The organism is Mesorhizobium sp. M1A.F.Ca.IN.022.06.1.1, assembly GCF_003952605.1.
Classification (GTDB): Bacteria; Pseudomonadota; Alphaproteobacteria; order Rhizobiales; family Rhizobiaceae; genus Mesorhizobium.
On record NZ_CP034455.1, the window covers coordinates 3031647 to 3052292 of the forward strand.

The 20646-nt window shown below is 64.8% G+C and carries 18 protein-coding genes; 8 read left to right on the plus strand and 10 right to left on the minus strand.

The window, feature by feature from the left end; genetic code table 11:
* Nucleotides 1-344: 344 nt before the first annotated feature.
* Genes EJ078_RS14325 through EJ078_RS14335 form a run of 3 tightly spaced genes read right to left on the minus strand, consistent with a single transcriptional unit; the run spans nt 345 to nt 3554 of the window.
* Nucleotides 345-1886 (minus strand): DHA2 family efflux MFS transporter permease subunit, encoded by a 1542-nt coding sequence (locus EJ078_RS14325; protein ID WP_127215311.1) that lies wholly within the window; start codon nt 1884-1886, stop codon nt 345-347.
* A complete protein-coding gene (locus tag EJ078_RS14330; protein WP_127215312.1) occupies nt 1883-3175 on the minus strand; it encodes an HlyD family secretion protein in 1293 nt (430 codons plus the stop codon). Before EJ078_RS14330 ends, EJ078_RS14325 begins: the two co-directional genes overlap by 4 nt.
* Entirely contained in the window at nt 3168-3554 is a 387-nt protein-coding gene (locus EJ078_RS14335) for a hypothetical protein (RefSeq protein WP_245457038.1), read from the minus strand. Before EJ078_RS14335 ends, EJ078_RS14330 begins: the two co-directional genes overlap by 8 nt.
* A gap of 35 nt (nt 3555-3589) precedes the next feature.
* On the opposite strand from EJ078_RS14335, the gene EJ078_RS14340 reads away from it, so the two are divergent.
* From EJ078_RS14340 to yihA, 3 genes are all read left to right on the plus strand, one after another.
* The gene (locus tag EJ078_RS14340) at nt 3590-3904 is read left to right on the plus strand and encodes a hypothetical protein (protein WP_095825578.1); all 315 of its coding nucleotides are present in this window, start codon (nt 3590-3592) and stop codon (nt 3902-3904) included.
* A 96-nt stretch (nt 3905-4000) separates the two neighbouring features.
* Entirely contained in the window at nt 4001-4639 is a 639-nt protein-coding gene (locus tag EJ078_RS14345; protein ID WP_127215313.1) for a CatB-related O-acetyltransferase, read from the plus strand.
* Nucleotides 4640-4671: 32 nt separating this feature from the next.
* Nucleotides 4672-5307, plus strand: a complete 636-nt coding sequence (gene yihA, locus EJ078_RS14350; RefSeq protein ID WP_127215316.1) for a ribosome biogenesis GTP-binding protein YihA/YsxC — start codon at nt 4672-4674, stop codon at nt 5305-5307.
* Nucleotides 5308-5575: 268 nt separating this feature from the next.
* On the opposite strand, the gene EJ078_RS14355 is transcribed toward yihA, so the two are convergent.
* Both EJ078_RS14355 and EJ078_RS14360 read right to left on the minus strand, forming a co-directional pair.
* Nucleotides 5576-8029, minus strand: coding sequence for a DNA translocase FtsK (locus EJ078_RS14355; protein ID WP_127403565.1), 2454 nt, complete (start codon nt 8027-8029; stop codon nt 5576-5578).
* A 216-nt stretch (nt 8030-8245) separates the two neighbouring features.
* Nucleotides 8246-8944, minus strand: a complete 699-nt coding sequence (locus EJ078_RS14360) for a TetR/AcrR family transcriptional regulator (protein WP_127403566.1) — start codon at nt 8942-8944, stop codon at nt 8246-8248.
* 135 nt (nt 8945-9079) lie between these two features.
* Between EJ078_RS14360 and EJ078_RS14365 the strand changes: the two genes are divergently transcribed.
* Both EJ078_RS14365 and EJ078_RS14370 read left to right on the plus strand, forming a co-directional pair.
* A complete protein-coding gene (locus EJ078_RS14365) occupies nt 9080-10255 on the plus strand; it encodes an HlyD family secretion protein (protein ID WP_127217446.1) in 1176 nt (391 codons plus the stop codon).
* A gap of 115 nt (nt 10256-10370) precedes the next feature.
* Nucleotides 10371-11975, plus strand: coding sequence for a DHA2 family efflux MFS transporter permease subunit (locus EJ078_RS14370; protein WP_095799435.1), 1605 nt, complete (start codon nt 10371-10373; stop codon nt 11973-11975).
* Between the two features lie 93 nt (nt 11976-12068).
* Here the strand turns inward: EJ078_RS14370 and msrB are convergent, their stop codons facing one another.
* From msrB to EJ078_RS14390, 4 genes are all read right to left on the minus strand, one after another.
* Nucleotides 12069-12572 (minus strand): peptide-methionine (R)-S-oxide reductase MsrB, encoded by a 504-nt coding sequence (gene msrB / locus EJ078_RS14375; RefSeq protein ID WP_067323811.1) that lies wholly within the window; start codon nt 12570-12572, stop codon nt 12069-12071.
* Between the two features lie 195 nt (nt 12573-12767).
* Nucleotides 12768-13325: a fasciclin domain-containing protein gene (locus EJ078_RS14380; RefSeq protein ID WP_067323809.1), complete on the minus strand. Its 558-nt coding sequence runs from the start codon at nt 13323-13325 to the stop codon at nt 12768-12770.
* A 207-nt stretch (nt 13326-13532) separates the two neighbouring features.
* Complete coding sequence (locus EJ078_RS14385) at nt 13533-14255, minus strand: anti-sigma factor (RefSeq protein WP_189413704.1); 723 nt, start codon at nt 14253-14255, stop codon at nt 13533-13535.
* Nucleotides 14252-14791, minus strand: a complete 540-nt coding sequence (locus EJ078_RS14390; protein WP_127217426.1) for a sigma-70 family RNA polymerase sigma factor — start codon at nt 14789-14791, stop codon at nt 14252-14254. Before EJ078_RS14390 ends, EJ078_RS14385 begins: the two co-directional genes overlap by 4 nt.
* 176 nt (nt 14792-14967) lie before the next feature.
* Between EJ078_RS14390 and EJ078_RS14395 the strand changes: the two genes are divergently transcribed.
* Both EJ078_RS14395 and argB read left to right on the plus strand, forming a co-directional pair.
* A complete protein-coding gene (locus tag EJ078_RS14395) occupies nt 14968-16464 on the plus strand; it encodes an amidase (RefSeq protein WP_095799020.1) in 1497 nt (498 codons plus the stop codon).
* A 243-nt stretch (nt 16465-16707) separates the two neighbouring features.
* On the plus strand, nt 16708-17601 hold the full coding sequence (argB, locus tag EJ078_RS14400) for an acetylglutamate kinase (protein WP_067003018.1): 894 nt from the start codon (nt 16708-16710) through the stop codon (nt 17599-17601).
* 7 nt (nt 17602-17608) lie between these two features.
* Here argB and bchE read toward each other — a convergent pair whose 3' ends face one another.
* A complete protein-coding gene (bchE, locus tag EJ078_RS14405; protein WP_127215202.1) occupies nt 17609-19177 on the minus strand; it encodes a magnesium-protoporphyrin IX monomethyl ester anaerobic oxidative cyclase in 1569 nt (522 codons plus the stop codon).
* Nucleotides 19178-19502: 325 nt separating this feature from the next.
* Between bchE and EJ078_RS14410 the strand changes: the two genes are divergently transcribed.
* Nucleotides 19503-20573, plus strand: coding sequence for a class I SAM-dependent methyltransferase (locus tag EJ078_RS14410; protein WP_127215201.1), 1071 nt, complete (start codon nt 19503-19505; stop codon nt 20571-20573).
* Nucleotides 20574-20646 lie beyond the last annotated feature (73 nt).

The following is a 20646-nucleotide window of genomic DNA, read 5'->3' on the forward strand; positions in this document are numbered from 1 at the left end:
GCACCCCGGCCCTAACACCAAAAACCCCGGCGTGACCGGGGTTTTTTCGTTGGCGGCTTGCCCTATGGCGCTCCGGACAGAACTTCGCGCAGCCGTCTTTCGGAATTTGGCCTGCCCCCGCGAAACTGCGGCATGGCCTGCCTCGTAGCTTCCCCGGTCCTCCCCAAAAGCCGCGACGGCTTCCGGCGCAGCGACGCCGGTGTTGGGAAGGCCGTCCGGCAGGCCGGGGTCCCGCGGGGGACCCCGGTTTTTCCTCCTAAAGCGCAACGCGCTTTAGGGACTTTGTTTTAATGCAGTGTCGTTTTCCCAAAACCGCTCCACGCTTTTGGGCGACATGCACCAGCTCACTCCATGACGGCGCTGTGGTCGACCTTGGCCGGTGTGCCAGGCTTGCGCAGCAGAAGCACAAGCGGGATGGCGGCGAGCGAGAGCAACATCATCAGCTCGAAGTCGTCGACATAGCTGATGATCGTTGCCTGCAGCGTGACCAGCCCGTCGAGCGCGGCGCGGCCGGCGGCGGTGTAAGGGCTCAGCGCCTGCGCGATCGCCGGATCGCCGAACGCCGGATTAAAGGGCGTCACATAGTCGGCGATGTTGGCATGGTTGATCTGCTGGTTCTGCGTCAGAAGCGCGGTGACGACCGAGATGCCGACGCTGGAGCCGATGTTGCGCGACAGATTGTAGAGGCCCGTCCCTTCAGCGCGCCGTTCCGGCGCCAGCGTGGCGAAGGTGATGGTGGTGAGCGGCACGAACAGGAAGCCTAAGCCGGCGCCCTGGATGAAGCCGGTGCGGATGATCGTCCATTGCGAAACGTCCGGGGTCCAGCCGGTCATGTCGTACATCGCCCAGGCGGTGACCGCGAGCCCCGTGAACAGCAGCCAGCGCGTGTCGACCTTGCCGACCAGCCGGCCGACAAGGAACATGCAGGCCATGGTGCCTAGGCCACGCGGCCCCATGACGATGCCGGCGGTCACCACGGGATAGCCCATCAGCGTTTGCAGGTAGGGCGTCATCAGCGCCAGCGAGGCGAGATAGGTGATGCCTATGATGAAGATGAACACCATGCCGACCGCGAAGTTCCGGTCGAGGAACAGCCGCGGGTTCACGAAGGTGTCGCGGGCGGTGAAGGTGTGGACGATGAAGATATAGAAGGCCGACGCGCAGACCAGCGCCTCGACGATGATCTCGGACGAGGAGAACCAGTTGAGCTGCTCGCCGCGGTCGAGGAACATCTGCAGCGAAGCGATGGCGAGGCTGAGCATGCCGAAACCCAACCAGTCGAGCCGGGCCTTGAGGTCGAGCTTGGTCTCCTGCACGAACATCGAGACGCCGGCGAAAGCCAGCACGCCGATCGGCACGTTGATGTAGAAGACCCAGCGCCAGGAAACATTCTCGGTCAGCCAGCCGCCGATGACGGGCCCAAGCACCGGGCCGACCATCACCGAGACGCCGAACAGCGCCATGGCCGAACCGCGCTCCTCGACGCTGTAGATGTCCAGCAGGATACTCTGGGACAGCGGTACAAGGGCGGCGCCGAACAGGCCTTGAAGCAGCCGAAAGCCGACGATCTGCGGCAGCGACTGGGCAAAGCCGCACAGCACCGAGGCGACGACGAAGCCGGTGATGGCGACCAGCAGGATGCGCTTGCGGCCGAAGCGGTTGGCAAGATAGCCCGAAGGCGGCGTCATCACCGCCGCGGCGACGATATAGGAAGTGAGCACCCAGTTGATCTGGTCGGCGCTCGCCGACACGCTGCCCTGGATATAGGGCAGCGCCACATTGGCAATGGTGGTGTCCAGCGCCTGCATGATGACCGCCAGGATGACGCAGGCGGTGATGGCGCCGCGATTGGCGACCGCAGGCGTGCCCGTGGCGACGGTGCTCATGACTTTTGCTCAAACCGCTTGAAGAGGTCGGTCACGAAATCGGGCAGGCCGCGGGCATGGCCGGTGTCTATGCTGACAACCGCGCTCATGCCCCCGCGCAGCGGCGGCTTGCCTTGCGGGTCGTCGATCGTCACCCGCATCGGGATGCGCTGCACGACCTTGACCCAGTTGCCGCTGGTGTTCTGCGCCGGAAGCAGCGAGAAGCTTGACGACGAGGCCGGGCTGATGCTGCCGACCTCGCCATGCCAGACCTCGCCCGGATAGCCATCGATGCTGATCGTCGCCTTCTGCCCCGGCCGGACATAAGTGAGCTCGGTTTCCTTCGGCTCGGCGGCGATCCAGATGTCGGTCGACGAGACCAGGCTGAAGGCCGGCTGCGAGGCGGGAAGGTACTTGCCGACCTGCAGCGCATCGACATTGGTAACGACGCCGTCGAACGGCGCCTTGACAACAGAATCGCCGAGATTGCGCTGGGCATCGTCCACCGCCGATTGGGTCTGCAGGTAGAAAGGGTTCTTCTCGACCGGCTGGTCGGCGTCGCCGCCGAGCTGGGCGAGCGTTGCCTGCGCCTGCGCCTTGGCGACGATGACTTTCTGCCGGGCGGCGATGAGATCGTGCTGGGCGCTGTCGAAAGTCGCCTTCGAGGCGGTTGAGGTCTTGAGCAGGTCCTGCTGACGCTGGAAGGCCGACTCGTAGTAGGGGATGTCGGCCTCGGCCTGGGCGATCTGCGCCAGCGACTGCTGGTAGCTCGCCTGCAAGGTCAGCACCTGGTTGCGCACCGTGCCGAGCTGCGCCTGAGCGCCGGCCAGCGCCGTCTCGAACGAGGCCGGCCGCAAGCGGAAGAGCACCTGGCCCTTCTTAACCGCCTCGTTGTCATGCACGTCGATCTCCTGCACGGTGCCGGAAACATCGGTGGAGACGCCGAGCGACTGCGCCTGGACATAGGCATTGTCGGTGGTCATGACCTGACCGCCGACGACGTAGTAATAGCCGCCGACCGCCAGCGCCACCGGAAGCAGCGCAAACAGGACAGACCGGGTTAAGCTGCGCCGCGGCTTGGCCCGGGCCGGCGAGGCTATCGTGACGGCGGCCGGCTTCGGCTGGGCCGAGGGTGCTTCGAGCGCAGCAGGTTCCGGCGCGACAGGGGCTTCCAGCTCATCGTTTTCGATCCCCGGATTGGCGGCACGCCTTTGCTCGCGCTGGCTGTCCAGGCGAATGACCTGGTCGCTGCTTCTGTCGCCGGCATTGTCGCCGTCGGCGGGTTTGCGTGGTGAGGCTGGTTCAGACATGGACTTTCTCCCGGTCGACAGCCGGCTGGGCGCAGGCCTCGAGCAGATTGGATTTGATCAGACAAAGTGTTCGCAGCTCCTGCCGCGCGTCCGCGGAAAGGTGAATGCCTTGCTGTCGAGACAGATAGGGCCGCACCTGCCAATGCCCGCGAGTCTGGCTCGAGCGGCGCGAGCGCTGCTCGAAGCGTTTTCCGGGCAGGCGCGCGACGTCGTGCAGGACGAAGCTGCTGGTGAGCGAGGAAGGCATGGGAGGAACTTCGGAGTCGGCAGACAAGCTTTCGTGAGCATGCTTATTATCATCATGCACATAATCCTGCTGGACGCGGTGCGCAAGACCAGCTAAGCCGCCTGGAGCAAACGTCGCGCCGACGTGGCGCAACTGAAGGCCGGCAGAGGCACGCACGAAAAATGAAGATGAACCGGCTCAGGATCGCGACCGTGGCTGCCCTGCTGACATGCGCGTTTCCGGCCGCCGCCAAGGAAGCGGTGAGCTGCGGCGGCGCGGCAATGCTCGGCGGCGCGCAGCTCAACTGCAGCCACGTGCAACCCAAGGCTCCGCCGCAGTTCTGCACCTATAGCTGGGCCCTGCACACCTCGGCCGGCGACCAGAAAGTCGTCGACGGCAGTTTCACGCTGCCGCCCGGCGCCTCCAACGTCCAGGTCTATCAGGGCAGCGGTTTCGACAGCGCGCTTTCCAACCCGATCGTGATCTGTCGCGGCAGCCGCTGAGCGCGGGTTGGTGCTGCAGCCTGATCACGGTAGTTTGATCGGGAGACAGCGTCGCCAGGGCGCCGCCTCGTGCCTGCCAACTAAGGACTGACCGCGATGACCGGACCCAACCCCAACATCAAGCATCCCATTGCGATGCATCCGCGCGTCGGCTTCCTGAAGCCGCTGGTCAATGCGCCGAACATCGAGATCGGCGACTTCACCTATTACGACGATCCCGACGGTCCGGACAAATTCGCCGAGAGGTGCGTGCTGCACCACTATCCCTTCATCGGCGACAGGCTGATCATCGGCAAATTCTGCGCCATCGCCGAGGGTGCCCGCTTCATCATGAACGGCGCCAATCACGCGATGTCCGGCTTCTCCACCTATCCGTTCAACATTTTTGGCCATGGCTGGGAGGAAGGTTTTGACCCCGAGACCTGGTCGAAAGAGATCCGCGGCGACACGGTCGTCGGCAATGACGTGTGGATCGGCATGGATGCGGTGATCATGCCGGGCATCGAGATCGGCCATGGCGCGATCGTCGCCGCGAAATCGGTTGTCACGCACGACGTGCCGCCCTATTCGATCGTCGCCGGCAATGCGGCCAAGGTGGTGAAGATGCGCTTCGATGAGTTCACGGTGCGACGGCTTTTGAAAGCGGCCTGGTGGAACTGGCCGGTCGACAAGGTCAGCCGCAACCTCAACGCCATTCGAGGCGCCGACATTTCCAAGCTGGAGGCCGCCGTTTGAACGCGCCGGACAAAACCACGAGCGAAACTGCCATAAGTCCGGAGCTGTTCACCCGCGCGTGGATCTTCATCCGCGGCGTGCCGTCGATGAAATTCCTGCCGCCGGAAGGGCCGCCGGAGATCGCGTTTGCCGGCCGCTCCAACGTCGGCAAGTCGTCGCTGATCAACGCGCTGGTCGGCCAGAAGGGGCTGGCGCGCACCTCCAACACGCCCGGACGGACGCAGGAGCTGAACTATTTCGTGCCGGACGGCTTCTCCGGCGAAGGCGCCGACCTGCCGCCGATGGCGCTGGTCGACATGCCGGGCTACGGCTACGCCAGCGCGCCGAAGGACAAGGTCGACGCCTGGACGAAGCTGATCTTCGAATATCTGCAGGGCCGCGTCACGCTGAAGCGCGTCTATGTGCTGATCGACTCCCGGCACGGCATCAAGGCCAAGGACGAGGAGGTGCTGTCGCTGCTCGACAAGGCGGCGGTGTCCTACCAGATCGTGCTGACCAAGACCGACAAGATCAAGGCGGCCGGCGTGCCGAAGCTGATCGAGGAGACGCTGGCCAAGATCAAGAAACGGCCGGCGGCGTTCCCGGCGGTGCTCGCGACTTCGTCGGAAAAGGCCTCAGGGCTCGACGATCTGCGCGCGGCGATCGCCTTGGTGGCGAACGGCGGCTGAAGCATTTTCGCCTTGGAGCAAGGCAGCCGCGCATGGTGCTGCCCCTCACCCAGCCTCCGCTTCGCCCCGGCTGACCTTTCCCCGAGGGGAGAGGAGATTGCCGGCGCTGGCGCTAGTCTTTTCTCCCTCAACGGGAGAAGTGTAGCCGCGAAGCGGCCCGGATGAGTGGGCTGGCGCCGTCTGTGCGTATTGCCCCTGCCCAGATCGAACAAGGAAGGGCAGGACCAGCCGTGATCGGCCGAGCTGACTGCGCCTCCCGACGCCCCGCTCAATCCGTCTCGTCGCGCTCCAGCGCATGGTCGCGCCGGCCGGCAAGGATCTCGCGCTTACCGACATGGTTGGGCGCGCCGACCAGGCCTTCCTTCTCCATGCGTTCGACCAGCGAGGCGGCGCGGTTATAGCCGATGCCGAGGCGGCGCTGGATGTAGGAGGTCGAGCATTTCTTGTCGCGCTTGACCACTTTGACCGCCTCCTCATAGAGGGCGTCGCCATCCTCGGCGTCGATCGAGCCCTTGTCGAAGACTGGACCCGTGTCGGCCGGATCTTCTTCCTCTTCCTCGCCGGCGGTGACCGTATCGAGATATTCCGGGCGGCCTTGCGCCTTCAAATGCGCCACGACGTGCTCGACCTCGCGATCGGAGACGAAGGGACCGTGCACGCGCACGATGCGCCCGCCGCCGGCCATGTGCAGCATGTCGCCCTGGCCGAGCAGTTGCTCGGCGCCCTGCTCGCCAAGGATGGTGCGGCTGTCGATCTTGGACGTCACCTGGAAGGAGATACGGGTGGGGAAATTGGCCTTGATGGTGCCGGTGATGACGTCGACCGACGGGCGCTGTGTGGCCATGATCAAATGGATGCCGGCGGCGCGCGCCATCTGCGCCAGCCGCTGGATGGCGCCTTCGATCTCCTTGCCGGCCACCATCATCAGGTCGGCCATCTCGTCGACGATGATGACGATGTAGGGCATCGGCGCGAGGTCGATCTCCTGCTCCTCGAACAGCGGCTCGCCCGTGCCCTTCTCGAAGCCGACCTGCACCTGCATGACCACGACCTCCCCCTTGTCGCGGGCGGCCGCGGCGCGCTGGTTGTAGCCGTCGATGTTGCGCACGCCGAGGCGCGCCATCTTGCGGTAACGCTCCTCCATCTCGCGCACCGCCCATTTGAGCGCGGTGACCGCTTTCTTGGAATCGGTGACGACCGGCGTGAGCAGATGCGGGATGCCGTCATAGACGGACAATTCGAGCATCTTGGGATCGACCATGATGAGGCGGCACTCCGCCGGCTTCATCCGGTAGAGCAGCGACAGGATCATGGTGTTGATGGCGACCGACTTGCCCGAGCCGGTGGTGCCGGCGACCAGCAGATGCGGCATCTTGGCGAGGTCGGCGATGACCGGCTCGCCGCCGATGGTCTTGCCCAGCCCCAGCGCCAACTTGCACGACGTGTTGCGGAAGCCGGTCGACTCGATCAGCTCGCGGAAATAGACCGTCTCGCGCGTTTCGTTGGGCAGCTCGATGCCGATGACGTTGCGGCCCGGCACCACCGCGACGCGCGCCGAGATGGCCGACATGGAGCGGGCGATGTCGTCGGCCAGGCCGATGACGCGGCTGGACTTCACGCCCGGCGCCGGCTCGAACTCGTAGAGCGTGACGACCGGACCCGGCCGGACATGGATGATTTCGCCCTTGACGCCGAAATCCTCCAGCACGCTTTCGAGCAGGTCCGCGTTCTGTTCCATCCGCTCCTGCGACATGTAGAAGCCCTGGCCTTCCGGCGGCATCTGCAGCAATTCCTCGGACGGAAGCTCGTAGCCGGCCGAAGCGGGCTGCGGCGCGACCTTGCCGGCGACGGGCAGGGGCGGCGCGGGTCTGGCGGCCTTGGCGCTCTTTGCGATGGGACGCGGCGCGACGGACTCAGGCGCGGGCGCGCGCGATTCGATTTCCCCAGGAGCGGACCGGAGAGCGGGCAGATCGACCGGCGCCGTCAGCGGGGCCAGACTTGCGGCCGGCCCGTGCGAGCGCCATTCGATGACGCGGTAGAACGAGGTCGCCTCGCCGATCGCGGCGGGGCGGAACGGGCTCGGTTGCGCCGCAGGACTCATCCGCGCGGGAGCCGCGGGCGTCTGCAAAGGATCGTTCAGCCGTGCCCGCGCCAGGCGCTCGGCGAGCAAGGGCAGGCTGAACTCGAAAAACGCATCGTCGGAAAGATAGGACCAACGAAATTTCGGCGGCTGCGGCTTTTGTGCCGGAGTGGCTACGGCCCGTGGCGGCGGCGCGGCGCTGGCCTGCTGCGGCTTGACGATGGCCTGCGGCGGCTTGGCCGGGGCGGTGGCGGCCGCGCCGGGGACTGCCCGGCCCGGATTGGTCGGCTGGGGCGCCAGCGGCGCCGGACGAATGGGAAGCCCGCGGGAAGCCACCGCCTTGGCCGGCGCTTCATCAACTGGCTCCGGTGCGGGCCGTTTGTCGGAATCCGGCGTGCGAGTGAAGCGCACATTGGGCGCGAGGAAGAAATATTGCTGCCAGGCCTGGCCGCCGAACTCGTCGCCGCCAGCCGAATCGGCGGCGTTCGATTCGCCGTCAGCGGCGGCTCGCAGCGTGACGACCTGCCCTGTTTGCCGCTGCGGCGGCACGGCAGCGCCATGGTGCCGCGCGTCTTCCGAGCTGCTGTCGTCGTTGTCGCCGTAAGCGGAAGCACCGGAAGGATTGGCACGGGTAAAACGCATGGATGTCACACTCGAGATTCGTCGAACAAACGTGTCCCGAGACATAGGAACCGATGGTTAACAAGCTCTTCCGGAAGGGTCCGGGAAAAGTGCCGGTCGACGGTTCGAGTTGGGCTGGAAGAAGGAGGTGACCGGTGGCATCGAAGTCGGCTGCCGCGGCGCCGTAGCGTCGTCAAAGCGCCTCGCGTTCCTTCGCAATCGCTGCGCGCCGCAGGTTCACGCCGAGAGCGACGCCTGCTCCTCGGCCGCGAGCTTCTCGGTGCCGTAGGCCTTCAGAAAGACGTTCACGCCGGAGCGAACGACATGCTCGATCTCGGCTTGGCTCGGCGCCTTGGTGCGGTAGGAAAAAATGCACTGGCGGAAGAGGCCGGCGAGGCAGAGCTCGGTGAACTGATAGGCGGCGAGATCGACATCGTCGATCTTCAGCAGGCCGCGTTCGACGGCTTCGTTGAGGAAGATCATCACCTTGTCGTGGCCACGCTTGGGACCGCGCTCGTAGAAGCGGGCGCCAAGCTCGGGAATCCTGTCGGAAGCGCCGACCACCGTGCGCTGCGCCTGGATGACCTTGGCCGAGGTGATCTTGGCGGAGAGCACCATGCCGAACTTCACCAGCGTCTTGCGCAGGTCGTCGAAATGGTCGAGCACCTCATACATATTCTTGAAGATGGTGCCGCGCTCTTCCTCGATGAGAGCCTCGAACAGCTCTTCCTTGTTGGCGAAATAGACATAGATCGTGCCCTTGGAGACGCCGGCCTCGCGCGTGATGTCGTTCATCGACGCGGCTTCGAAGCCCTTGTGGATGAAGACGCGGCGCGCGCCTTCGATGATCTGGGCCCGTTTGATCGGATCCTGCCCGGCCGCGGGACGGCCTTTGCGCAGGTCGAGCAGATCGCTATCGGCTGTCGTTTCGACCATCGGAGTCAAACCTCACGAAATATTTCGAACCAACCGGTTCGATTTGCTCTTGATATGGGCCTCTTTCCGCGCTATGTCAATCACCAATTCGAACCGAACGGTTCAGTCTGACTGACTTGTCCCAGAGAGATTATCATGTCCTCGAACGCGCCCGCTATCGCCGAAGTCCGCAATTTCCCCAACGCCAAGGTCCAGCCGTCGACCGAAGCTCCGGAAGCGCCTGTACTGCCCGCGCCTGCCGAAGCGCCGGCCAAGAAGAAGCGCTCTGTCCGCTCGCTGCTGCTGCCGATCATCGGGCTGGGCCTCCTCGGCGCCGGCTGCTGGTACGGGTACGATTACTGGACCGACGGCCGGTTCATGATCTCCACCGACGACGCCTATGTCCAGGCCGACATGTCGTTCGTGTCGCCGAAAATCTCCGGCTATGTGGACAAGGTGCTGGTGAGCGAGAACCAGAGCGTCAAGGCCGGCGATCCGCTGTTCGTCATCGATGACGGCGACTACAAAATCGCGGTCGCCCAGGCCGAGGCGCAGATCGCCACGCTGGCGAAGACGCTCGACCGCATCGACGCGCAGACCAAGGCGGCGCAGGCCTCGCTGGCGCAAGCACAGGCGCAGAAGATTGCCGACCAGGCGGCGGCCGACAATGCGGCACGCGCCCAAGCCCGCGCGGCGCAGCTGCTCAAGACGCATGTCGGCACGCAGGCACAGCTCGACGACGCCCAGACGGCGCTCGACCAGGCAAAGGCAGCCCTTGCCGGCGCCGACGCGCAGATCACCGCCGCGCAGGCCAATATCGGCGTGCTCGAAGCCCAGCGCGCGGAATCCGCCAGCACGCTCGCCTCGCTGCAACTCACCCGCGACAAGGCGCAGCGCGACCTTTCCTTCACCGTGCTCAAGGCGCCCTATGACGGCGTCGTCGGCAACCGCTCGGTCGAACAGGGCGACCTCGTCACGCCCGGCCAGAAGCTCGCCGTCGTCGTGCCGATGGACAAGCTCTACATCGTCGGCAACTTCAAGGAAACGCAGCTTGGCCGGCTGGTGCCTGGCGAGAAGGTCCGCATCACGGTCGATGCCATCGACGGCCAGACCTTCGAGGGCACGGTTTCGTCGCTGGCACCGGCTTCGGGCGCGGTGTTCTCGCTGCTACCGCCGGAAAACGCCACCGGCAACTTCACCAAGGTCGTGCAGCGCGTCCCGGTCCGCATCGACGTGCCGGCCGACGTGCTGAAGACCGGCAAGCTGCGCGCCGGCCTGAGCGTCATCGTCGCCGCCGACAGCCGCACCGCGCCGGCCGCGACGACCAACTGAGAGTTTGGGGGGCGGCCCGGTGGCCAATTGAGCGCCGAGCCGCCCAGCCTGTTTTGACGCAGTTCCGGGCGGAAAACGCCGCGCACTTTTGGAGCTGCCGCAGGGAGGCCATGAGATGGCAACCGCAACCATTACCGCAGGAGCAGCGCCGGCAAGGCCGGCAGCCGCCGCACCCGCCGACCACATGCCGGCGCGCCGCGTCATCGCCTTCCTGGCGATGGTGTTCGGCATGTTCATGGCGATCCTCGATATCCAGATCGTCTCGGCATCGCTGGCCGAGATCCAGGCCGGCCTCAGCGCCAGCTCCGACGAGATCCCGTGGGTTCAGACCGCCTATCTGATCGCGGAAGTGGTGATGATCCCGCTGTCGGGCTTCCTCAGCCGCATGCTGTCGACCCGCGTGCTGTTCACGACCGCGGCCGCCGGCTTCACAGCAGCAAGCGCGCTGGCCGCGACCGCCACCAACATCGACCAGATGATCGTCTACCGCGCCATCCAGGGCTTTATCGGCGGCGGCATGATTCCGAGCGTGTTCGCTGCCGCCTTCACCATCTTCCCGCCGTCGCGCCGCGCCGTCGTCTCGCCGATGATCGGCCTCGTGGCGACGCTGGCGCCGACCATCGGCCCGACGGTCGGCGGCTATATCAGCCATGCCATGTCCTGGCACTGGCTGTTCCTGATCAATGTCGTGCCGGGTATACTGGTGGCGACGGCTGCCTGGTCGCTGATCGATTTCGACAAGCCGAACCTCAAGCTGTTCTCCAAGTTCGACTGGTGGGGCCTGATCGGCATGGCCGCCTTCCTTGGCTGCATGGAATACGTGCTGGAGGAAGGCCCGAACCATGACTGGCTGCAGGAGCCGGCCGTCTTTGCCTGCGCCATCATCATGACCATAGGCGGTCTCATCTTCTTCTGGCGCGTGTTCACCGCCGAGGAGCCGATCGTCGATCTGCGGGCCTTCAACAATGTCAATTTCGCCTTCGGCTCGCTGTTCTCCTTCGTGGTCGGCATCGGCCTTTACGGGTTGACCTACCTCTATCCGGTGTTCCTCGGCCGCATCCGCGGTTACGATTCGATGATGATCGGCGAGGCGCTGTTCGTCAGCGGCCTGGCGATGTTCTTCACCGCGCCCGTTGCCGGCATCCTGTCGAACAAGATCGATCTCAGGCTGATGATGATGGTCGGCTTCATCGGCTTCGCCACCGGCACATGGTGGATGACGCATCTCACCGCCGACTGGGATTTTTATGAGCTCTTGATCCCGCAGATCCTGCGCGGCTGCTCGATGATGCTGTGCATGGTGCCGATCAACAACATCGCGCTCGGCACGCTGCCGCCGGAGCGGCTGAAGAATGCGTCGGGCCTGTTCAACCTGACCCGCAATCTCGGCGGTGCCGTCGGCCTGGCAGTCATCAACACGGTGCTGATCGACCGCAATGCCTTTCACTATGCAAGGCTTTCCGAGCATGTGCAGTGGGGCAGCGAGGCCGCGCAGACCAAGCTGCAGAACATGACGCTGACCTTCCAGCAAAACGCCGGCCTCGACGCCACGGCCGCCGCCATTTCAAAGCTGTCCGGCATGGTGCAGCAGCAGGCGGCGCTGTTGTCCTTCATGGACGTGTTCATGATGCTGACCGTGCTGTTCGCCTCGCTCGGATTTTTCGTGCTGTTCATCAACAAGCCGGCACAGCAAGGCGGCGGTGGCGGCGGAGGCCATTGAGGAGCCGGAACCCCCGCCTGGCGTCCTCAACGCGTGACCCCGGAAATCGTCGCCGATTTCCGGGGTCATTTCTTTGGACAGATCGCAGTCCGCTCAGGCCGCGGCGGGCTTGAAGGTCAGCGCCACGCCGTTGATGCAGTGGCGCAGGCCGGTGGGCGGCGGGCCGTCGTCGAAGACATGGCCAAGATGACCGCCGCAACGGCGGCAATGCACCTCGGTGCGCGTCATGCCGAGCGAACGGTCTTCGGTCTTGCCGATGGCATTGGGGATCTCCTGCCAGAAGCTCGGCCAGCCGGTGCCGGAATCGAACTTCGTTTCCGACGGATAGACCGGCAGGTCGCATCCGGCGCAGGCGAAGATGCCCTTGCGGTGTTCGTTGAGCAGCGGGCTGGTGCCCGGATATTCGGTGCCCTCCCTGCGCAGCACGTCGAAGGCGGCATCCGAAAGGATGGCGCGCCATTCGGCGTCGGTCTTGGTGATCTCGAAGGTCTCGGCGGCCAGAGCCGGCTTCGCGCCGCCCATGTGCAACGCCGCTCCGGCTCCGATTGTGAGGGCAGTGGCGGCGGCACCGCTCCAGAGAAAGTCGCGACGGTTCATGGCCTTTCCTCCTGACGTGATCTTACAAACTAGGACGCCACCGGAAAAGCAAAAGCCGGTGACGGTTCGCGCGCCACCCCGCGTCGACCCAAGCCCTGGCGATGCGGAGCGGCGCTTGACGGCAGCACGGATCGTGGGAGGGAGACCGTGCGGCCGGCGCGGACATACGCCACTTCGCCGGCCGCACGCGCTTTGTTACATCTTCGGCAGAAGAACCTTGTCGATGACGTGGATGACGCCGTTCGACTGGCGCACGTCGGCGATTGTGACATGAGCGACGTTGCCGTTCTCGTCGGTCGCCGTGACCTTGCCCTTTTCGGACTTCAGCGTCAGGGCGCAGCCGCCGACGGTCTTGACCTCATGCGCACCGCCATCGGCCTTGGCCATCTTGGCGACGTCGGCGGCCAGCGCCTTGGCGGCAATGACATGGCAGGTGAGGATCTTGGTCAGCTTGTCCTTGTTCTCGGGCTTGAGCAGCGTCTCGACGGTGCCGGCCGGAAGTGCAGCGAAGGCCTCGTTGGTCGGGGCAAAGACGGTGAAAGGACCGCGGGTCTGCAGCGTGTCGACCAAGCCGGCGGCCTTGACGGCGGCGACCAGCGTGGTGTGGTCCTTCGAATTGACGGCATTCTCGATGATGTTCTTCTTGGCATACATCGGGGCGCCGCCGACCATCGGATTGGCGGCATAGGCAACGGCGCCAAGCGCCGAAAGGCCGATTGTAGAGGCAAGCAGAAGGGTGGCGAGTTTACGCATTGTATCAGTCTCCTCGGGTTGTTTTCCCCATCCTTGGGAACGCGAGGAGATACGACGCGTCAAAAACTTAGTTTCGCGAACTTCGAAGATTTTTTATTCGTCGGCCCGGATGCAAACGTACCGCGTCTAAGCGCACGAAAGCGCTGCTGCCGACACATGTCGGATGGATAGACTTCGGATAGTCTCCAATTCTTTTCCGAAATGTCGTCAGATGCCCTTCAGATCGCCGGCGGCGACGACGGGGCCGGTCGGCTGGCCGGTCGGCGAACCGCCGGCCGGCTCGAGACTGACGGCGAGCACGGCGCCTTGCGCCAGCTTCTCCTGCACGGCCGGCGTGACGGCCATGCGCGCGGTCTGGCCGGCCGGGATGACGCCCATCGAGACCGGCGCAGTCTTGCCCTCGATCATCCACAGCTCGAAATCCTTGCCGGCGCCGCGTTCGCCGGAAACATGCGAGAGGCCGACCTCCTGGCGCGCAGCGTCATAGACAGCGAGGTATTTGACGTTGCTGTTGTCGGCGGCGAGCGAGGCGACCAGCCTGGTTTCGGGCTGCGGCAACGGCGGATTGACGAGAGGCAGGGCGACAAAGACGGCCAAAGCGGCAAGCGCGGCCGCGGCAAGCCCGCGCCAGAAGGCGAGGCTCCCCAGCAGGCCGGTGCTGGGCGCGGCGGGGGTGGTCACTGATGAGGCAAACAGCCGCCGGTCGATCGCCGCCTTGACCGAAGCCGGCGCCTCGACCGCAGCGTAGGCGGCTGCCATCGGCGCGAAATGGGCTTCCCAGGCATCGACCAGGCGGGCAAAACCCGCCTCGGTATCGAGGCGGCGGGAGGCGATCTGGCGTTCGTCGGCTGCCAGAACGCCGAGAACGTATTCGGCGGCGAGCAGGTCGTCGCCTCCGCGTTCCGGTCCGTTTTCTTCCGCCAGCGTCATCTTTCCAGGCATTCTCTCAGTTTGAGCAAGCTTCGCCGCAGCCAAGTCCGCATCGTGTTCAGCGGGACCTTGTGGCGCTCCGCCAGCTGGGCATAGCTTTCGCCGTTGAGATAGGCGCCCCGGACCGCCGCCGCCCGGTGTTTCTCCAATTCGTCGAGGCAATGGTAGATGCGTTCGGTCTCGCCGCCCGCGACAGCCATGGCCTCAGGCCCCGGCGCCGGATCGGCGACCTCGAGCGCTGCATCGATATTGGCGGAAGGACCGCGCCGGGCCCTGATGCGGTCGATCGCATGGTTGCGCGCAATGGCCACCAGCCAGGAAATCGGGCTGAGATCGGAAATCGCGAAACGATCGGCCTTGGTCCAGATCTTGACGAAGACCTCCTGCAGTGCTTCTTCCGCCTCACTCTTGTCCCTCAATACACGAAGGCAGACGCCGAAAAGTTTCCCGCTGGTCTGCTTGTAGAGCAGATCGAACGCAGCCCGGTCCTTCATCGAAGTCCGGACGATCAGCTTGCTGATGTCCTGAGGCCCCATGCAGGCAAATTAGAAGATTGCGATTTATTTGCAACGGCGCGGGCGGTGTTGTCCACCCAAGGCTGCCGCGGCGTCAGTACGTGAAGTCATCTTCCGCAATGCGAGATGAACAACGCAAATCCGGATTTCGATTTGCGGCTTCATGCGATAGCCTTCGCCAAAACAGGGGAGCGGCAATGTCGATCGAACGCGTGCTTTGGGAACAGGATGCGACCGGACTTGCCGAACTCATCCACAAGGGGGAAATCTCGCCGCAGGAGCTGGTCGACGCCGCGATTGCCCGCGCCGAGGCGACAAGACCCGACATCAACGCCATAGCCACGCCGCTCTATGACGCCGCCAGGGCGCGGGCGAAGGCGATCGACCGCAAGCAGCCGCTCGCCGGCGTACCCTTCGCGCTGAAGGATCTCGGCATCGGCATCAAGGGCGTGCCGATCCATGGCGGCAGCCGCATTCCGGCCTTCACGGCCGATTTCAACTCGGTGATGGTCGAGCGCTATCTGGCCGCGGGCCTGATCCCGATCGCTACCAGCACCTCGCCTGAGCATGGGCTGCGGCTGATGACCGAATCGGCCCGCTTCGGCATCACCCGCAACCCCTGGAACACCGGCCACACCACCGGCGGCTCGTCCGGCGGATCGGCGGCGCTCGTCGCGGCCGGCGTGGTGCCGGCGGCGCACGCTTCCGACGGCGGCGGCTCGATCCGGGTGCCTTCGGCCTGCAGCGGCTTGGTCGGGCTCAAGACCTCGCGCGGCCGGGTGCCGCTGACGCCGCTCACCAGCGAGAGCTGGTACGGCATGGTCGTCGACCATGCGGTCAGCCGCTCGGTGCGCGATACAGCCCTCCTGCTCGACCTGACGCACGGCGCCGATCCGCTGTCGCCTTATGCGGCGCGGGAGCCCAAGGGCGCCTTCACCGCCGCAGCGGCGCGCGATCCAGGCCGGCTCAGCCTCGCCGTCTACCGCAAATCGCCGCTCGGCCTGCCGATCTCGGCTGAGACGATGGAAGCGCTGGACACCGCGGTGGCGCTGGCGCGCGAGGGCGGGCACACGGTGGAAGAGATCGACCTGCCCTATATCGGCCGCGACTTCATCGCCGATTTCTGCAAGAGCGTCGCGTCGGCCGTCGCAGGCATGATGCGTGCCGAGGCGAAGCGCGTCGGCCGCCCGGTGTCCGGCGAGGTCGAACGTGCGACGCGCGTGCTTGGTCGCCTCGGCGAAATGCTGTCCGCCGGCGAGGTCTATGACGCCGTGCAGCGGCTCAACGCCACCGCGCGGCAGATGATCGAAGACACGGCGCGCTTCGATGCCGTGCTGATGCCGATCATTGCGCACCCGCCGCTCGCCTGCGGCGCGATGGACCCGAAAGGCGCCGACGAGCTCGTCGAGAACGTCCTCGACAAATTGCATCTAACCGGGCTGCTCAGGATCAAATCGTTTTTCGGCCAGCTGATGGACAAGAGCCTGTGGTTCACTCCCTGGCCGGCGATCCACAATGTCAGCGGCCAGCCCTCGATCGCGCTGCCGGTGCATGTCACCGCAGGTGGCCTGCCGCTCGGCATCCAGGCCGCGGGACGGCCAGGCGACGAGGAGACGCTTTTGTCGCTCGCAGCGCAAATGGAGAAGATTTCAGGATGGCTGAAGCGCCGCGCGCCGCTCAAGGTGCCCGGCTAGGTCTGTCGATATTCAGGTGATGCCGGCCTGCGAATGGCGGTTTTCTGCGCTTTCCGGTACTCACGTACCAGAAAGTACGCTCCGTTCCGGTTCTCGAAATCCGCCATTCTCGACTCGGCCTGACCTGAATCTCGACAGACCTTGAAACCCGCCGATTTCGTCATTGTGAGCGCAAAGCCGTTTGCGACCTGCGGCAATTCCCGCTAAGACGCCCGCCATCCTTGCCACCTAGGGAAAGCACCGATGACGGACATCGCCGCCAACGCCGAAATGCAGGCCGCGCTGCTCTCGCGCGCGCTTCCTTATATGCAGCGCTACGAGAACAAGACGGTGGTGGTTAAGTATGGCGGCCATGCCATGGGCGACAACGAGCTCGGCAAGGCCTTTGCGCGCGACATCGCGCTGCTCAAACAGTCCGGCGTCAACCCGATTGTCGTTCACGGCGGCGGGCCGCAGATTGGCGCCATGCTCAACAAGATGGGCATCGAATCCAAGTTCGAGGGCGGGTTGCGCGTCACCGACCAGAAGACGGTCGAGATCGTCGAGATGGTGCTGGCCGGCTCGATCAACAAGGAAATCGTGGCGCTGATCAACGCCGAAGGCGAATGGGCGATCGGTCTCTGCGGCAAGGACGGCAACATGGTCTTCGCCGAAAAGGCGCGCAAGACCATGATCGACCCGGATTCGAACATCGAGCGGGTGCTGGATCTCGGTTTCGTCGGCGAGCCGGTCGAGGTCGACCGCACGCTGCTCGACCTGCTGGCCCGTTCCGAGATGATCCCGGTGCTGGCACCGGTGGCGCCCGGCCGCGACGGCCATACCTACAACATCAACGCCGATACTTTTGCCGGCGCCATCGCCGGCGCCTGCCGCGCCTCGCGCCTGCTTTTCCTGACCGACGTGCCCGGCGTGCTCGACAAGAACAAGAAGCTGATCGACGAGCTGACGGTCGGCGAGGCCAAGGCGCTGATCAAGGACGGCACGATATCGGGCGGCATGATCCCGAAGGTCGAGACCTGCATCGAGGCGATCGAGCGCGGCGTCGAGGGCGTCGTCATCCTCAACGGCAAAACGCCGCATTCGGTGCTGCTCGAGCTGTTCACCGAGCACGGGGCCGGCACGCTGATCGTGCCGTAGGGTTTATTTAGCCGGCTAGCCTGCTGCTTTCGGCGACCCGCTTATCTTCCGCGACGGGCAGGGCCGGCTCTCGCGCCGGGCGCTGAAAGACCATCGATTCCTCGTCGGCGTCCTGCGGCGCGCCCCAGAATTCGGCAAGCGTCGGGCCCGCGGCCACGCGGCGGTCGCGGACCAGAAAACCCCAAACCTCACGGAACCAGACGCGGCGGCCCATCTTGGTGTACCAACGCATCGAATGCCGCTGCTCTGGGTCCGGATGGAAAAGGACGCGCGCCAGCGCTTTCGGCCGTGACTGCACGGCAAGCTCGATCAGCTTGACGGCGAAGAACAGCATCCACGGCTTCAGCCGGGTCATATGCAGCACCTGGTGCTTGTAGTCCCAGAGCCGGATGTCCTTCTGGATCACCCTGCGATCCTTGGCGATGCGGAAGAACGGCGTCCAGCGATGCGGCGTCACATAGAGCGCCTGGATCTGGTCGGGATCATAGGCGATGAGCTGGCGAAAGCCGCGCCAGAGATCGCGAAAACCCTCATCCTCGAAGCCAGCGACCCAGGTCGCCATGGACAATATGCCGTGCCGGCGAAGCAGCCGGATCGCTTCGCGATCGGACTTGGTGCTGCCGCCCTTGCGGATCAGCGACAGTGTGGCCTCGTCGGTGTTCTCCATGCCGAGCAGCCAGCGGATGACGCCGGCCTTGCGATAAAGGTGCAGGATATCGGCATCGCGCACGATATCGTCGGCGCGCGTCGAGCCGACGATCAGCACCGGCACGTTCTCGGCGATCATCGCATCGAGAAAGGCGCGCCAAGCCTTCTTCGAGGAGGTGGGGTTCTCGTCGGCCAGATTGACCAGCTCGACGCCATACTCGCGGTGCAGCCAGGCGATCTCCTTGGCGAAGCTGACCGGGTCGCGATGTCGCCAGCGGGTCCAGAAGCCGCGCTGGCCGCAATAGTTGCACAGATGCGGACAGCCGCGCGAGAACTGCATGACCACGGCGCGCTTGCCGCCCCAATAGCTGTAGCGGCCATGGTCGATCAGCTCCCAGCCGATGCGGCAGGCGTCGAGATCGGTAATCGTCATCGCAGGCGGCGTCGCGAAGGGTCGGCCGCAATCGTCGCGATAGGCGATGCCGGCGACACCCGACACCGGCCGGCGCCTTTCCAGCGCCTCGACCAGCGCCAGCGCGGTCGCCTCACCCTCGCCGCGCACGATGAAGTCGAAGACGTCCGTTGCGGCGAGCACGTCGCGCCAGTGATAGGTCGGGAAGACGCCGCCATAGAGGATGACGACCCCTAGCGCGCGGGCCTTGATCATTTCCGCGATCCGCAGCGCGGTCGGATGCGCCGAAGTCGAGCCGGAATGGCCGATCAGGACGAAATCCGGATTCTCGCTCAGGGCCTCATCGACGAGCGTGGAAAGCGGGATCGGCCCGAACTCCGCATCGACCAGGCGCACCCGATGGCCGGCATCGAGCAGCGGACCGCCGATCGCCAGCAGACCCAAAGGCGGCAGGTGATCGTCGGGCACGCGGCTGCCGATGGCCGTATGCGGCGGGTTGATCAGCACGATGTTCATGGCGGACCTCCGTTGTGTCGGTCCGCCGGTTGTATTTGGCGATGTCGAAGCCGCCTGGGCGCGGTTCAGCAGTTTCGATGCAGCTTTCCCACAGATTTGATGGGCACACCCGAAACGTCGCGCAGAGCGGGAGACGGCGTTAGCCCAGTGCATAACAAAAGGTTAAGGACGTGCGCGTTCCGCAGCTCGATCGAGCTCTGGTTTTCGGCGCTTCAAACCTTCGGCAAGGAGAGTATTAGCATCAACTAATGCAGTTGACCCTAAACTTTTATTAAAACTCTAGGCATTTATAATTGTCGGTGGGGGACCACAAGGAAATGCCCATATGGCGCTGAATCCCGATCTGAAAATCGATGAGGCGAGCCTCATCACATCGACGTTGATCAAGAAGCACAAGGCGGCGTCCGCGGAGGCGGTCGACGCCGCCGAGCTCAAGGCGCGGGCGGCCCAGCTCGCCCTGGTGCTGGACCTCGCTCATCAGGCTTTCGCGCGCCAGGAGCCCGCAGGGCAAATCGTCGAGCGCCTGGCGGGTCGACTGCATGAACTGCGCCGGGAGGTCGCTCCGGCTCTTTGGCAGGAACTGATCCCGCTCGCTCAGCAGCACCACGTGGCGGCCTACCTGAAGCAGGATCCGTTCACGCGCTGGTCCTTCGAAAAGCCGCGCGGCTATTCGGGCGACGCGACGCTGCTGGACATCTACTACAAGCACCCGAGCGCCGACGAGATCGTGGCATCGTCGAGCGAACTCGGCCGCGAGATCTTTGCCTATACGAGCGAAGCGGCAAGCTCGGTGGCGGGGCGCGAGCGCCGCGAGATACTGGCCAAAACGGTCGACGAAACGGCTGCCCGGATAGAAAACGCCGAGGTGCTGGCAATCGCCTGCGGCCATTTGCGGGAAGCCGAACTCTCAAAGGCGCTCGCCGAGAGAAGGTTAAAGCGCTGGATCGGTCTCGACCAGGATCCGGTGAGCGTCGGCACGGTCAACCGCGACCTCACCGGTACGGCAGTGGAAGCCGTGGACGGATCGGTGCGCGGTCTTTTGCGGCGCGCCTACCCGCTTGGCACATTCGATCTCGTCTATGCTTCCGGGCTGTATGACTACCTGCCGCTTCCGGTCGGCGCACGGCTGCTGCAGCGCGCGATGGAACTGGTCAAGCCGGACGGCGAATTCCTCTTCGCCAATTTCAGCGACGAGATCACGACCGACGGGTACATGGAAACGTTCATGGACTGGCCGCTCATCCTGCGATCGGCCGGCGACATGTGGGACATCATCAATGCCGCGGTGGATAAGAACCGCGTCGAAGCCGAGGTCTATTACGGATCGAATAGGAACATCGTCTACGGCAAGATCCGCAAACGCGTGGATTTCGCGGCGCCCGCCATGGAGCGGTAGCCGAGCCGCTTCACATCCGGATTTTCAAGTCGGGCCGTGCAGCGGCCCGGCTTTCTGATGCATCGCGCGGCGT